Consider the following 14011-nt stretch of genomic DNA (forward strand, 5'->3'; position numbering starts at 1 on the left):
GCCTGTGGGCGAGTCGGGATGAGGAAAGTGGCTGATCGTCCCGTTGTTGCCGGTCTGGCCACATCCCTCTCCGAAGGGGAGAGGCACCACCTTGCCGGGAGGCAGGTTGGTGCCGGGCGACGGCCCGACTCTTGATGCTGCGTCGCCCCTAGCCGCGCGGCGGGGGGAAATCAAGCCGCGCGGCCGGATCGGACCAAGCCGACCAAAATAGCGCAAAGCATTGCGTATCGTCGCCGAAAGGTGGAAGCGTAAACGTTATGAGCATCAGGACCTCGCGCCGCGGCAGCAGCGCTCCCACGATCAGCGATGTCGCGCGCGCGGCGGGCGTGTCGCTGATGACCGTATCGCGCGTCATTAACAACGAGGCCAATGTCCGCCCCGCCACCCGCGAAAAGGTCGAGGCGGCGATCGCCCAGCTGAACTATGCGCCCAACCCCGCCGCGCGCAGCCTGGCGGGCGCGGCGCAGATCCGGGTGGGGATGCTGTACAGCAACCCCAGCCAGGGCTTTCTCAGCGAATTCCTGCTCGGCACGCTGGACCAGGCCTCGCGCCTCGACATCCAGATGGTGGTCGAGAAATGCGAGATCGGCGAGCATGAGGTGGAGGTCGCCCGGCACCTGATCGCGGGCGGGATCGACGGCGTGATCCTGCCGCCGCCCCTGTGCGAGGCGGATGCGGTCCTGTCGCTGCTGGGCGAGGCGGGGGTGCCCGCCATCGTCGTGGCGACCGGCGTGCCCGCCGAGGAGATGCCCGGCACGACCATGGCGGTCCAGATCGACGACCGCGCCGCCGCCGAGGAGATGACGCGCCACGTCATGACGCTGGGCCATCGCCGGATCGGCTTCATCTGCGGCAATCCCAATCTGTCGGCCAGCGCGCGCCGGTATGAGGGGTTCCGCGCCGCGCTGGAGGCGGCGGGCGTGCCCTTTGACGAGGCGCTGGTGGCGCCGGGCCTCTATACCTATCGATCGGGGCTGGACGCCGCCGAGCGGCTGCTCGACCTGGCCGAACCGCCGACCGCGATCATCGCGTCGAACGACGACATGGCGGCGGCGACGGTCGCGGTGGCGCATCGGCGCGGGCTGGACGTGCCCAGCGACCTGACGGTCTGCGGGTTCGACGACACCACGCTGTCGACCACCATCTGGCCCGAGCTGACCACCATCCACCAGCCGATCGCCGACATGGCCCGCGCGGCGGTGGAGATGATCGCGACCGTGATCCGCCAGAAAAGCGCCGAGGCGGTCGACCATCGCCTGCTGGATTACAGCCTGATTCGCCGCCAGTCGGATGCCGCGCCGCGCCGCCGCCCGCGCGAAATCTGACGACGGTGTGGGCGGCGGCCGCGAATCCGTCCGGCATGGGACAGGATGCGCGCGCGCCCGCTTGACGAAGCGATGATTTAAGATAGCGTTACCACGGAAGGCCGGTCGCATCTTGGACCGGTGACAGGACGAGTTCGTGCGGATAGGCGAAGACGCCACGCAGCGACGAGGAGAGGGCCCGAGTGACCGATAATGCGAGAGGGTTGACCGCAGGCAGCGTCAACCATGGATTCATCGCCGCCATCGTCGTCGTCGCGACGATCGGCGGTTTCATGTTCGGATACGACTCGGGCGTCATCAACGGCACCCAGAAGGGGCTGGAGGCCGCGTTCGACCTTGGCCGCCTGGGCGTCGGCGTCAATGTCGGCGCGATCCTGGTCGGATCGGCGATCGGCGCGTTCGGCGCGGGGCGGCTGGCCGACGCGATCGGCCGCCGCAACGTCATGATGCTGGCTGCGGGCCTCTTCCTGGTCAGCGCGCTGCTGGCGGGTGCCGCGGGCAGCTCGGCGATCTTCATCCTCGCGCGCATCATCGGCGGCCTGGGCGTCGGCGCGGCCAGCGTGATCTCGCCGGTCTATATCTCCGAAGTGACCCCGGCCTCGATTCGCGGCCGCCTGTCGAGCGTGCAGCAGGTGATGATCATCACCGGCCTGACCGGCGCCTTCGTCGCCAATTTCGCGCTGGCCCGCTATGCCGGTGGCTCGACTGCCGAATTCTGGCTGGGCTTCCCCGCCTGGCGCTGGATGTTCTGGCTCCAGGCGATCCCGGCGGCAATCTATTTCGCGGCGCTGTCGATCATTCCGGAAAGCCCGCGCTTCCTGGTCGCCAAGGGCCGCGATGCCGAGGCGCATGCCGTGCTGACCAAGCTGTTCGGCGATGCCGAGGCGACCCGCAAGGTCGCCGATATTCGTGGCAGCCTGGCCGCCGACCAGCACAAGCCCAAGCTGTCCGACCTGGTCGACAAGACCACCGGCCGGATCCGCCCGATCCTGTGGGCGGGCATCGGCCTGGCGGTGTTCCAGCAGCTGGTCGGCATCAACGTCGTCTTCTATTACGGCGCGACCCTGTGGGAAGCGGTCGGCTTCTCGGAGGACTATGCGCTCCAGACCAACATCCTGTCGGGCGTGCTGTCGATCGGCGCCTGCCTGTTCACCATCGCGACCGTCGACAGGATCGGGCGCAAGCCGCTGCTGCTGATCGGCTCGGCGGGCATGGCGGTGACGCTGGCGATCGTCGCCTATGCCTTTTCGACCGCCGTCACCGGCGCGAACGGCGGCGTGACCCTGCCCGGCAACAATGGCGTGATCGCACTGGTCGCGGCGAACCTGTACGTCATCTTCTTCAACGCCAGCTGGGGCCCGGTCATGTGGGTCATGCTGGGCGAGATGTTCCCCAACCAGATCCGCGGATCGGGTCTGGCGGTGTCGGGCTTTGCCCAGTGGATCGCCAATGCCGCGATCTCGGTCAGCTTCCCCGCGCTGGCGGTGTCGCCGGGGCTCAGCATCACCTATTTCGGCTATGCCTTCTTCGCGGCGGCGTCGTTCTTCTTCGTCAAGGCGATGGTGAACGAAACCCGGGGTCGCGAACTGGAAGACATGGCGGGCTGATCCGCAGGTCCCAGACCTGGCGAGGCCCGCTCCCTCCGGGGGCGGGCCTTTTTCTATGCGCGCGCCTCCCTCCGTTCGGCCTGGGCGAAGGGGTGTGCCCCTCAGCCCCGCCCGGCCTGGATCAGGATCGAATCGGAGGGCAGCAGCCGGTCCATGAAGGGCAGCATCGCCGCGCCGATGGCGGGGGCGTCCTGCGCCATGCGGGCGGGGCGGATTTCGGGGCGGGCGGGCAGCTCGATCGCGGCCAGCGCCTGTTTCAGCCCGTCGGCCAGCCGGACGATCAGCCAGCCGGGAAGGCGTCCGCCGATCAGGATGGCGTCGGGATCGAACAGGGTGGTGACCGCGACGAAGGGCTGGGTCAGCGCCGCGACCGAGTCCTGGACCCACTGGTCGATCACCGCGCAGACGACCGGATCGTCATGCTCGCCCAGCGTCTCGGGCGACCCGAAGGCGCGGCCCGCCGCCGCCAGCCGGACGCGCAGGCCCGCCAGCGACACGGTGTCCTGCACGATCGCGCCGGTGCGGCTGGCGGTAGGGTCGGGTATCAGCCCGATCTCGCCCGACCGGCGATGCGCGCCGCGATGATAGGAGCGGTCGATGATCAGCCCGCCGCCCAGCCCCGCGGTGATCAGCAGGTAGAAGAAGCTGGGGCAGGAGAATGTCTCGTCATATTGCGCCTCGCCCAGCGCGGCGGTGGCGGCGTCATTGTCGCGCAGCACCGGCCAGGGCAGCACCGGAGCCAGCAGCGCGTCGAGGTCGACCGCGTCCCACTGGGCATAATCCTCGGGCTGGTCGGGCAGCGAGCGGCCGAGCCCGTCGGGCATGGCGACGCCGACGCCCAGGATGCGCGCCCGGTCGACCGCCCCCTCGGCCAGCGCCGCGTCCAGCGTCTCGCGAAGGAAGGCGACCACCTCGTCCGGCCCGGCAAAGGCGATCTCGCGGGTGGCGCGGGCGCGCACCGTGCCGCTCAGGTCGAGGATCGCCAGCGACAGATGGTCGCGGTCGATGGTCAGCCCGATCCCGAACGCGCCCTCGGGGCACAGCTCGATCTTGAGCGCCGGCTGGCCGCGTCCGCCATGCAGCCGCCCGGCGGTGCGGACCAGCCCCATATCGGTCAGGCGGCCGGTGATGTTGGCGATGGTGGGCGGCGTCAGCCCGGTTTCGTTGGCGATCGCGACTCGTGTGGTTTCGCGGTGGAAGCGGATGACCTGCAGGACGGTGCGCAGATTATAGTCCCCCGCCCGCTCCAGATTGGTGCCCGACAGGCCGCGCGACAGGCGGGCGTCGCGGGCATGCCCATCGGCAGGTCGCCCGCGCTCTGGCGACAGGAGCGGCACCGCTCGCATATGATCCATCTCCCTTGTGAAGCGGACCCCCATCCGCTCCCTGTTATACGCTTGGATCGGCGGGATGGACCGTCGAGGTCAAGTGGTATCGTAGAATATCGCAAATGGTATTGCCGCAGGGCCGCCCGGCCAGCGTCCGGGCGGCCCCGCCCTGCGGGTCGGGGCGATCAGGCGGCGGGTGTCAGGCGGATCAGCCGCCCCTGCGATTCGCCGCCATCCTCCAGCACATAGATGGCGCCATCGGGGCCCTGCTCGACCTCGCGGATGCGCGCGCCCATGTCCCATTGGTCGCCCTTGGCCGCGCTGGTGCCGTTCAGGTCGACGCGGACCAGCGCCTTGCTCGACAGACCGCCGATGAACGCGTCGCCGCGCCACTGCGGGAAGAGCGACCCCGAATAGATCATCAGCCCGCCCGGCGAGATCACCGGGTTCCACGAGACCTTGGGCGCCTCATAGCCATCGCCCGCGCGGTGGTCGGGAATGTCGCGCCCGTCATAATGCGATCCGTTGGAGGCATTGGGCCAGCCGTAATTGCGGCCCGGCAGGATCAGATTGACCTCGTCGCCGCCCTTGGGCCCCATTTCCTGTTCCCACAGATTGCCCGAGGCGTCGAAGGCGAGGCCGAGCAGGTTGCGATGGCCATAGGACCAGACCGCCGGATCGAAACCCTGGGCGGCCAGCGGATTGCCCGGCGCGGGCTTCCCGTCCGGGGTCAGGCGCAGGACCTTGCCCAGCGTCGCCTTGGGATCCTGCGCCGGGGTGAATTTCTGCCGCTCGCCCGCGGTGAGGAACAGATATTGGCCATCGGGCGAAAAGGCGATGCGGCCCGAATAATGGCCGTCGCCGGTGACGGCGGGGCTGGCGCTCCACAGGGTCTCGATGCCCGCCAGCTGCGCGGTGCCATTCGTTTCGCGCAGCGTGCCGCGCGCCAGTACCACATGCTTGCCGCCCTCGGTCGCGGCCGAATAGCTGAAATAGACGCGGCCGCTCTGTGCGAAATCGGGGGCGAGGACCACGTCCATCAACCCGCCCTGGCCCGCCGAATCGACGCCGATCCGCGCGATCGTCTGGCGCTGTTGCCCGTCCGCGGCGACCAGCAGCATCCGGCCGTCCTTCTCGGTGACGAGCATCCGCCGGTCGGGCAGGAAGGTCATCGCCCAGGGCGCGTCGAAATCGGCGACGACCGTGCGGCCAAAGGGCTGGCCGTCGACCACGGTGGCGGGCGGGGTGGCCGAGGGGGAGGGCGTCGGGGTCGGCGTGCCGCCCGGCGTCACCGCGACCGGCGGGGCGTTTCCGGTCTCGTCGGGCCCCGGCCCGTTGCCCGAACAGGCGAGAAGCGCCACCGGCAAGGCGGCGAGCAACGGCAGTTTCATGATCTACTCTCCCGGTTGGCCCTGTCGGCCCGATGGGCCGCCAACGCTTCGGCATGGATGCTTGTTTCGTCAGGGGGATATGTGTATAGAATGCGGCATTCTCTTACATCGTCGGGTGAAAGAGGCTGCGGGACGGGTTCCGCGGCAGCGCACCGGCACATCTGGAGCTTTCATGGCGGACATCGCCCTTCTGACGCAACTCATCGAACCCGAGGCGAAAGCACTCGGCTTCGAGCTCGTGCGCGTGAAGATGTATGGCGGCACGTCGGACCCCACGCTGCAGGTGATGGCCGAGCGTCCCGACACGCGCCAGCTGAACATCGACGATTGCGCCGACCTGTCACGCCGCATCTCGGACGTGATGGACGCGCTGGAGGCCGAGGGCCGCGACCCGATCGACCATGCGTACCGGCTGGAGGTGTCCTCGCCCGGTATCGACCGCCCGCTGACCCGGCTGAAGGACTTCGCCGACTGGGCGGGGCATGAGGCGCGGATCACGCTCGCCGAGAAGCTGAACGGCCGCAAGCAGTTCAAGGGCGACCTGAACGGGGTCGAGGGCGAGACGGTGGCGATCACCGATGTCGAGGGGGTTCGCCACGAACTGCCCTTCGCCGCGATCGAGGACGCCAAGCTCGTCATGACCGACCGGCTGATCGCCGCGACGGTGCCGCTGTCCCTGGATGGCGCGGAAGAGGTTTATTATCAGGACGCGCCCGAACAGGACGGCGCCACCACGGAAGGACGGCACTGATGGCTACCGCCATTTCCGCCAACAAGGCGGAACTGATCGCGATCGCGAATGCGGTCGCCTCGGAAAAGATGATCGACAAGGGCATCGTCATCGAGGCGATGGAGGACGCGATCCAGCGCGCCGCCCGCGCCCGCTACGGTGCCGAGAACGACATCCGCGCCAAACTCGACCCGAATTCGGGCGATCTGCGCCTGTGGCGCGTCGTCGAAGTGGTCGAGCAGGTCGATGACTATTACAAGCAGATCGACCTGAAGGGGGCCGAGAAGCTGCAAAAGGGCGCGAGCGTCGGCGACTTCATCGTCGATCCGCTGCCCCCGATCGAATTCGGCCGCATTGCGGCGCAGGCGGCCAAGCAGGTCATCTTCCAGAAGGTCCGCGACGCCGAGCGCGACCGTCAGTATGACGAGTTCAAGGACCGCCAGGGCGAGATCATCACCGGCGTCGTCAAGCGCGTCGAGTTCGGTCACATCGTCGTGGACCTGGGCCGCGCCGAGGGCGTGATCCGTCGCGACCAGCAGATCCCGCGCGAAGTCGTCCGCGTGAACGACCGCATCCGCTCGCTGATCCTGAACGTGCGCCGCGAGAATCGCGGGCCGCAGATCTTCCTGTCCCGCGCGCATCCGGACTTCATGAAGAAGCTGTTCGCGCAGGAAGTGCCCGAAATCTATGACGGCATCATCGAGATCAAGGCCGCCGCGCGCGATCCGGGCAGCCGCGCCAAGATCGGCGTGATTTCGCACGACTCGAGCATCGACCCGGTCGGCGCCTGCGTCGGCATGAAGGGCAGCCGCGTCCAGGCCGTCGTGCAGGAGATGCAGGGCGAGAAGATCGACATCATCCCCTGGTCGCCCGACACCGCGACCTTTGTGGTCAACGCGCTCCAGCCCGCGAACGTCAGCCGCGTCGTGATCGACGAGGAAGAGGACCGGATCGAAGTCGTCGTCCCCGACGATCAGCTGTCCCTCGCCATCGGCCGTCGCGGCCAGAATGTCCGCCTCGCCAGCCAGCTGACCGCCAAGGCGATCGACATCCTGACCGAGGCCGACGCGTCCGAGAAGCGTCAGAAGGAATTCGTCGCCAACTCGGAGATGTTCCAGAACGAACTGGACGTGGACGAGACGCTGGCCCAGCTGCTGGTCGCCGAAGGCTTCGGCGCGCTGGAAGAGGTCGCCTATGTCGAGCTCGACGAGCTGGCCGCGATCGAGGGCTTCGACGAGGATCTCGCGCAGGAACTGCAGAGCCGCGCGCAGGAAGCGCTGGACCGCCGCGAACAGGCGGCGCGCGACGAGCGCCGTGGCCTGGGCGTCGAGGACGCGCTGGCCGAGATGCCCTATCTGACCGAGGCGATGCTGGTCACGCTGGGCAAGGCGGGCATCAAGACGCTCGACGATCTCGCCGACCTGGCGACCGACGAGCTGGTCGAGAAGAAGCGCGCCGAGCCGCGTCGCCGTGGTGACGACACCCCGCGTGCCGCGCCCAAGGGCGGCATCCTGGCCGAATATGGCCTGAGCGACGAGCAGGGCAATGAGATCATCATGGCCGCGCGCGCGCACTGGTTCGGCGACGAGGACGAGCCCGCCGTCGAGGCGGCGCAGGCGGAGGGCGACGAAGCCTGATGCCGTTCGTCTCGATCCGTCTGGCGGGCACCGCCTCCAAGCAGCAAAAGGCCGAGATCGTCGCCGACGTGACTCGTTCGCTGGTGGAGCGGCTGGGCAAGAACCCGGCCGCCGTCCAGATCGTGATCGAGGAGGTCTCCACCGAAAATTACGGCGCGGGCGGTCAGTTGATCGCTGACCGTGATGCGCCCACCACCAAGCCCCCGGGAGACGCGCATGCGGAACCGGGACAATGAGCGCGCTGGCGTAAACGACACTCCGGCCAAGAAGGGCCGGAGCCCCAGAGACGCCGCGAAGGCGGCCCGCGATTCGATCGACGGGCCGGTCCGCCGCTGCATCCTGTCGGGCGAGCATGATGCGCGCCCGCACCTGATCCGTCTGGCGCTCGCGCCCGACGGGCGGGTGCTGCCCGATGTCCGTGCGAAAGCGCCGGGGCGGGGCGGCTGGATCGGCGTGACCCGTAGCGAGCTTGAGGAGGCCATCGCCAAGGGCAAGTTGAAGGGGGCACTGGCGCGCGCGTTCAAGACGGGCGAGTTTGCGATCCCCGACGACCTGCCCGCGCTGATCACCGCCGCGCTGGAGCGTAATGCGCTCGACCGGCTGGGACTCGAGTCGCGCTCGGGGATGCTGCTGACCGGATCGGACAAGATCGCGACGGCGGCGCGCTCGGGTCAGTTGCACGCGCTCTATCATGCCGCCGATGCGGGCGAGGATGGGTGTCGCAAGCTGGCGCAGGCGTGGCGCGTCGGATCGGACCGCGAAGGTTCCGATCTCAAGGGGTTGGCGTTGCCCGCCACACGCCCCATATTGTCATTGGCGTTGGGCCGCGAAAATGTGGTACACATCGGCCTGACAGATCGTAACGCGGCAAAGCGGGTGAGCGAAGCGCTCGACCGCTGGCTGCATTTTATCGGACCCGACCCTGTGGCAACGCCTTGCGAAACGGCCTCGCAAGGCGCATCGGCGTCCGACCTTACTGGTGACCGACCGGCCGTGACCGTACACGAGGATTTTGAGTGAGCGAGACCGACAACGACAAGCCGAAACTCGGAATGCGCCAGCCCCTGGGGCTGAAGCGCACGGTCGAGACCGGCAAGGTGAAGCAGAGCTTCAGCCACGGCCGCTCGAACACCGTGATCGTCGAGACGAAGCGCCGTCGCGTCCTGGGCCCGCAGGGGGGAGCGCCGGAGACGGCCGCCCCCGCGCAGGCCCCCGAACCCGTGCCCGCAGCGCCCGTCGCCGCGGCGCCGGTCGCACCGCGTCGCCCGGTGCCGTCGAACGAGACGGCACAGGAGCGCCAGGCGCGCCTGCTGCGTGAAGCCGAGGAACAGCGCCTCGCCATGCAGGAAGAGATTCGTCGTCGCGAGGACGCCGAGCGTCAGCAGCGCGCCGAGGACGAGCGTGCGCGGGCCGAAGAGCGCGCGCGTGCCGCCGCCGAGGCTGCCGCCGCCCCGCCGCCCGCGCCGGAACCGGCACCCGAGCCTGCGCCAGCGCCCGAGCCGACTCCGGCACCTGCGCCCGTCGCTGCGGCGGAACCCGCCCCGGCTCCGGCCGCGCCGACCATCTCGGTCCAGCCGCGTCCCTTCCGCCCGGTCGAACGCCCGGTGATCCCGGCGCCGCAGCCCAAGGCGGAAGAGCCCAAGGTCGAGGCACCCGCCCCGGCACCGGCTCCCGCGCCGGCCCCGACGCCCGCCCCCGCTCCGGTGGCGGCGAAGCCTGCGCCTGCGCCCGCTCCGGTTGTGCCGACGCCGCCGATCCTGGGTCGCGATCCCTCGATGCCCGCGCCGCGCCGCTTCTCGCCGGTGCAGCGTCCCGAGATTCCGAAGCCTGCGCCCAAGCCCGCGCCTGCGCCCGCCGCAGCCGCGACTCCGGCCGCCGCCAGCGCGCCGAGCAACAATAATGCCTCGGCCCCGTCGGGCGGCGCGCCGCGCTCCATGCCCTCGGGCCAGCCGACGCCGCGCAACGCGCCTCCGGGCCGTCCGCAGCAGCGCGATCGCAAGGGTGACGAGCGTCGTGGCGGCAAGCTGACCGTCACGCGCGCCCTGAATGAGGACGGCGCCCGCGCCCGCTCGCTCGCCGCGCTGAAGCGTGCCCGCGAGAAGGAAAAGCGTGGCTTTGGCGGCCCGCGCGAGCCGCAGGTCAAGCAGGTCCGCGACGTGCAGGTGCCCGAGGCGATCACCGTCCAGGAACTGGCCAACCGTATGGCCGAAAAGGGTGCGGATCTGGTCAAGGCGCTGTTCAAGATGGGCATGCCCGTCACCATGACGCAGACCATCGACCAGGATACGGCCGAGCTGCTGGTGACCGAATTCGGCCACAACATCGTCCGCGTCTCCGACAGCGACATCGATCTGGCGCTCGACACCAGCGAGGATGCGGCCGAGAGCCTGCAGCCGCGCCCGCCGGTCGTGACGATCATGGGCCATGTCGACCATGGCAAGACCTCGCTGCTCGACGCGCTGCGCGGCACCGACGTGGTGCGCGGCGAGGCCGGTGGCATCACCCAGCATATCGGCGCCTATCAGGTCACGCTGAAGGACAAGTCGAAGATCACCTTCCTCGACACGCCGGGCCACGAGGCCTTCACCCAGATGCGCGCCCGTGGTGCCGACGTCACGGATATCGTGGTGCTGGTGGTCGCGGCCGATGACGGGCTGATGCCGCAGACGATCGAGGCGATCAACCATACCAAGGCGGCGGGCAAGCCGATGATCGTGGCGATCAACAAGATCGACAAGCACGACGCCAATGCCCAGCGCGTCCGCGAGCGCCTGCTCGAACATGACGTGCAGGTCGAGGACATGGGCGGCGAGACCCAGGACGTCGAAGTGTCGGCGCTCAAGAAGATCGGTCTGGATACGCTGATCGAGAAGATCCAGCTTCAGGCCGAACTGCTCGAACTGGCCGCCAACCCGGACCGCGCCGCCGAGGGCAGCGTGGTCGAGGCCAAGCTCGACAAGGGTCGTGGTCCGGTTGCGACGGTGCTGGTCACGCGCGGCACGCTGAAGGTCGGCGACGTGTTCGTCGTCGGCGCCGAAAGCGGCAAGGTCCGTGCGCTGGTCGACGACAAGGGTCGTCAGGTGAAGGAAGCAGGGCCTGCGATGCCGGTCGAGGTGCTCGGCCTGTCGGGCGTGCCGCAGGCGGGCGATCTCCTCCAGGTCGTCGAGAATGAGGCCCGCGCCCGCGAGGTCGCCGAATATCGCCAGAGCGTGCTGCTCCAGAAGCGCACCACCTCGGCCCCGGCCAGCCTGGAGTCGATGTTCTCGGCGCTGAAGGCGAACCAGGCCAAGGAATATCCGCTGGTCGTGAAGGCCGATACGCAAGGGACGGTCGAGGCGATCGTGGCGTCGATCAACAAGATCGCGTCCGACCTCATCAAGGCGCGCATCCTGCACTCGGGCGTCGGTGGCATCACCGAGTCGGACGTGACGCTGGCGGCCGCCAGCGGTGCGCCGATCATCGGCTTCAACGTCCGTGCGAACGCCAAGGCGCGCGAGATCGCCGAGCGGAACAAGGTGGCGTTGAAATATTACGACGTCATCTACGACCTGATCGACGAGATCCGCGCGGGCATGGCGGGCGAGCTGGGCCCCGAGGCGTTCGAAACGGTCGTCGGCCGCGCCGAAATCCGCGAGGTCTTCTCGGCGGGCAAGATCGGCAAGGCCGCCGGTCTGCTGGTCACCGAGGGTGTCATCCGCAAGGCGCTCAAGGCGCGCATCACGCGCAACGACGTCATCATCTACCAGGGCGAGATCAACTCGCTCCGCCGGTTCAAGGACGATGTCGCCGAGGTTCGCGCCGGTCTGGAATGTGGTGTGACGTTCACGCAGAACTTCACCGACATCAAGGCGGGCGACTATCTCGAAACCTTCGAGGTCGAACTGCGCGAGCGTTCGCTCTGATGCGGGCAGGGTGGTGGGATCGCTCCTGCCGCCCGCCTCTGCCGGACATGATCGCGGTCGCCTGCCCGGCGGCCGCGATTTCCGTTTGAAGAAGAACTATCATGGTCCAAGCCAAGAACCCCGCCGAACCCTCGGTCCGCCTGCTCCGCGTCGGCGAGCAGGTGCGCCACATCCTCTCCGAAATCCTGGCGCGCGGCGACGTGCATGACGAGACGCTCGCCAAGCATATGGTCAGCGTGACCGAGGTGCGCATGTCCCCCGACCTGCGCCACGCGACCGTCTTCGTGAAGCCGCTGCTCGGCAAGGACGAGGAGGTGGTGATCAAGGCGCTGCGCACCAACACCGCCTATCTTCAGCGCGAGGTCGCGCACCGGGTGAAGATGAAATATGCCGCCAAGCTGAAGTTCCTGGCGGACGAGAGCTTCGACGAGGGCAGCCATATCGACTCGCTCCTGCGCTCGCCGAAGGTCGCGCGCGATCTGGAGGAGGGGGACGAGGGCTAAAGGACCCTCGCTCCGTTCAGCCTGAGCGAAGTCGAAGGCCAAGGGAAAAGGTTCGCGCAGAGGCGCAGAGGGCGCAGAGAAGAAGCGCCCCACGTTCAAACGTCGCCCCATCCCGGCGAAGGCCGGGGCCCAGTCTCCCTGTCGTAGATGGCGCGTTGCGCCGGGGCGGGGGAGGCAGATATCCTGCACCGCCGCCCGTTAATGGCAACTGGACCCCGGCCTTCGCCGGGGTGGAAGCGTTGGGGGCAATGCCTCTCTGCGTCCTCCGCGCCTCTGCGCGAACCTCTGTCAGCCGGAACGGCCGTTGGGAACGGCCTAATCCCGCCCCGGCACCAGGTCCGCATCGATCGTAATCGTCACCTGTCGCCCGACGATCAGCGGATAGGTGGTCATTCCGAAGTCCCGCCGGTCGATCCGCGTCGACGCCGCGATATGCACCGGCTCGTGCCCGGTCATCGCGGCGAAGTCGCGTGAGAAGTCGACCGCCAGTGTCGCCGGACGGGTGACTCCGCGCGCGGTGATCGTCCCTGCGACCTGCGCGCTATGCGGTCCGGTCCGGGTCATGGTCGAGCCATGGAAGATCACGCGGGGGTATCGCTCGACATCGAAGAAATCGGGTCCGCGCAGGCGGGACCGGGTCAGCGAATCCCCTGCCTCCAGCGCCTGCGCATCGATCCGCACGTCCAGCGTCACGGCTTGCGCATCCCGGTCTGACAGGGCGACGCGACCCTCCAGCCGGGGAAAATGCGCCGTCTTGCTGCCCAGGCCGAAAAAGCCGACCTTTGCCTGCACGCGCGCACGGGCGGGATCGATGCCATAGGCGAGCGAGCTGGGCGCGGTTGCCGATCCGGCGCCACCCATCAACATGGCCGCCACCGCCATCGCCATCCGCGTGCCAACCCACATGCCGGTTCGTCCCATGCTCGAAATGGCGGCTCCCTTCCGATAAGGGCGGCGGATGGCCAAGCTCTATTTCTACTATGCCAGCATGAATGCCGGGAAATCGACCATGCTGCTGCAGGCCGATTTCAACTATCGCGAGCGGGGGATGAACACGATGCTGTTCACCGCCGCGATCGACGATCGCTTCGCCTATGGCACCATCGCCTCGCGAATCGGCCTGTCGCAGCCCGCGACACCATTCCAGGCCACCACCGATCTGGAGGCCTGCGCGCTCGACCGGCACGCGCAGACGCCGCTGGCCTGTATCCTGGTCGACGAGGCGCAGTTCCTGACGCCCGAACAGGTCGATCAGCTGGCCCGGCTGGCCGACCGGCACCGGATTCCCGTGCTCTGCTATGGCTTGAGGACCGATTTTAAGGGCCAGCTCTTCCCCGGATCGGCGCGGTTGCTGGCGCTGGCCGACACGCTCAGCGAGATCAAGTCGGTGTGCGTCTGCGGCGCCAAGGCGACGATGAACCTGCGCGTCGACGGCCAGGGCCATGCGATCGCCGAGGGCGCGCAGACCGAGATTGGCGGCAATGACCGCTACATCGCCTTGTGCCGCCGCCATTTCGGCGAGGCGCTGGCGGGCGGCACGGTGCTTGAGGCGCCGTCCTTGAGATAGGGGCCAAGCCCGACTAACGCC

General features: G+C 68.5%; 12 protein-coding genes and 1 riboswitch. Of the genes, 9 read left to right on the forward strand and 3 right to left on the reverse strand.

Annotated elements, in window-relative coordinates; all coding sequences use genetic code 11:
* Positions 1-32: 32 nt before the first annotated feature.
* A riboswitch (SAM-I-IV-variant riboswitch) is annotated at positions 33-143 on the reverse strand.
* Between the two features lie 114 nt (positions 144-257).
* Together ABIC44_RS07320 and ABIC44_RS07325 are read left to right on the forward strand one after the other, a co-directional pair.
* Positions 258-1325 (forward strand): LacI family DNA-binding transcriptional regulator, encoded by a 1068-nt coding sequence (locus ABIC44_RS07320; RefSeq protein WP_307102032.1) that lies wholly within the window; start codon positions 258-260, stop codon positions 1323-1325.
* A 203-nt stretch (positions 1326-1528) separates the two neighbouring features.
* The gene (locus ABIC44_RS07325; protein ID WP_354294710.1) at positions 1529-2932 is read left to right on the forward strand and encodes a sugar porter family MFS transporter; all 1404 of its coding nucleotides are present in this window, start codon (positions 1529-1531) and stop codon (positions 2930-2932) included.
* A gap of 101 nt (positions 2933-3033) precedes the next feature.
* Here the strand turns inward: ABIC44_RS07325 and ABIC44_RS07330 are convergent, their stop codons facing one another.
* Both ABIC44_RS07330 and ABIC44_RS07335 read right to left on the reverse strand, forming a co-directional pair.
* A complete protein-coding gene (locus ABIC44_RS07330; RefSeq protein ID WP_354294602.1) occupies positions 3034-4287 on the reverse strand; it encodes an ROK family transcriptional regulator in 1254 nt (417 codons plus the stop codon).
* A gap of 158 nt (positions 4288-4445) precedes the next feature.
* Positions 4446-5651 (reverse strand): PQQ-dependent sugar dehydrogenase, encoded by a 1206-nt coding sequence (locus ABIC44_RS07335; protein ID WP_354294604.1) that lies wholly within the window; start codon positions 5649-5651, stop codon positions 4446-4448.
* Positions 5652-5823: 172 nt separating this feature from the next.
* Between ABIC44_RS07335 and rimP the strand changes: the two genes are divergently transcribed.
* The 6 genes from rimP to rbfA all read left to right on the forward strand — a co-directional run bounded on the left by rimP (position 5824) and on the right by rbfA (position 12423).
* The gene (gene rimP, locus ABIC44_RS07340) at positions 5824-6402 is read left to right on the forward strand and encodes a ribosome maturation protein RimP (protein ID WP_354294605.1); all 579 of its coding nucleotides are present in this window, start codon (positions 5824-5826) and stop codon (positions 6400-6402) included.
* On the forward strand, positions 6402-8018 hold the full coding sequence (gene nusA / locus ABIC44_RS07345) for a transcription termination factor NusA (RefSeq protein WP_307102040.1): 1617 nt from the start codon (positions 6402-6404) through the stop codon (positions 8016-8018). The genes rimP and nusA overlap by 1 nt, the downstream gene beginning before the upstream one ends.
* Positions 8018-8254: a tautomerase family protein gene (locus ABIC44_RS07350; protein ID WP_307102042.1), complete on the forward strand. Its 237-nt coding sequence runs from the start codon at positions 8018-8020 to the stop codon at positions 8252-8254. The genes nusA and ABIC44_RS07350 overlap by 1 nt, the downstream gene beginning before the upstream one ends.
* Positions 8235-9038, forward strand: a complete 804-nt coding sequence (locus tag ABIC44_RS07355; protein WP_502959827.1) for a DUF448 domain-containing protein — start codon at positions 8235-8237, stop codon at positions 9036-9038. Before ABIC44_RS07350 ends, ABIC44_RS07355 begins: the two co-directional genes overlap by 20 nt.
* Complete coding sequence (gene infB / locus ABIC44_RS07360; RefSeq protein WP_354294607.1) at positions 9035-11920, forward strand: translation initiation factor IF-2; 2886 nt, start codon at positions 9035-9037, stop codon at positions 11918-11920. Before ABIC44_RS07355 ends, infB begins: the two co-directional genes overlap by 4 nt.
* 101 nt (positions 11921-12021) lie before the next feature.
* Positions 12022-12423: a 30S ribosome-binding factor RbfA gene (gene rbfA / locus ABIC44_RS07365; protein ID WP_307102046.1), complete on the forward strand. Its 402-nt coding sequence runs from the start codon at positions 12022-12024 to the stop codon at positions 12421-12423.
* Between the two features lie 315 nt (positions 12424-12738).
* On the opposite strand, the gene ABIC44_RS07370 is transcribed toward rbfA, so the two are convergent.
* Positions 12739-13329: a YceI family protein gene (locus ABIC44_RS07370; protein WP_354294609.1), complete on the reverse strand. Its 591-nt coding sequence runs from the start codon at positions 13327-13329 to the stop codon at positions 12739-12741.
* A 52-nt stretch (positions 13330-13381) separates the two neighbouring features.
* On the opposite strand from ABIC44_RS07370, the gene ABIC44_RS07375 reads away from it, so the two are divergent.
* Entirely contained in the window at positions 13382-13990 is a 609-nt protein-coding gene (locus ABIC44_RS07375) for a thymidine kinase (RefSeq protein WP_309691510.1), read from the forward strand.
* Positions 13991-14011: the final 21 nt, after the last annotated feature.

Source organism: Sphingomonas sp. 1185 (assembly GCF_040544655.1).
Lineage (GTDB): Bacteria > Pseudomonadota > Alphaproteobacteria > Sphingomonadales > Sphingomonadaceae > Sphingomonas.

Excerpts from the sequence above, each read along its gene's own strand:
- ABIC44_RS07320 (WP_307102032.1), top strand. The coding sequence starts at position 258 with ATGAGCATCAGGACCTCGCGCCGCGGCAGCAGCGCTCCCACGATCAGC.
- ABIC44_RS07330 (WP_354294602.1), bottom strand. The coding sequence starts at position 4,287 with ATGGATCATATGCGAGCGGTGCCGCTCCTGTCGCCAGAGCGCGGGCGA.
- ABIC44_RS07335 (WP_354294604.1), bottom strand. The coding sequence starts at position 5,651 with ATGAAACTGCCGTTGCTCGCCGCCTTGCCGGTGGCGCTTCTCGCCTGT.
- rimP (WP_354294605.1), top strand. The coding sequence starts at position 5,824 with ATGGCGGACATCGCCCTTCTGACGCAACTCATCGAACCCGAGGCGAAA.
- nusA (WP_307102040.1), top strand. The coding sequence starts at position 6,402 with ATGGCTACCGCCATTTCCGCCAACAAGGCGGAACTGATCGCGATCGCG.
- ABIC44_RS07350 (WP_307102042.1), top strand. The coding sequence starts at position 8,018 with ATGCCGTTCGTCTCGATCCGTCTGGCGGGCACCGCCTCCAAGCAGCAA.
- ABIC44_RS07355 (WP_502959827.1), top strand. The coding sequence starts at position 8,235 with ATGCGGAACCGGGACAATGAGCGCGCTGGCGTAAACGACACTCCGGCC.
- rbfA (WP_307102046.1), top strand. The coding sequence starts at position 12,022 with ATGGTCCAAGCCAAGAACCCCGCCGAACCCTCGGTCCGCCTGCTCCGC.
- ABIC44_RS07370 (WP_354294609.1), bottom strand. The coding sequence starts at position 13,329 with ATGTGGGTTGGCACGCGGATGGCGATGGCGGTGGCGGCCATGTTGATG.
- ABIC44_RS07375 (WP_309691510.1), top strand. The coding sequence starts at position 13,382 with ATGGCCAAGCTCTATTTCTACTATGCCAGCATGAATGCCGGGAAATCG.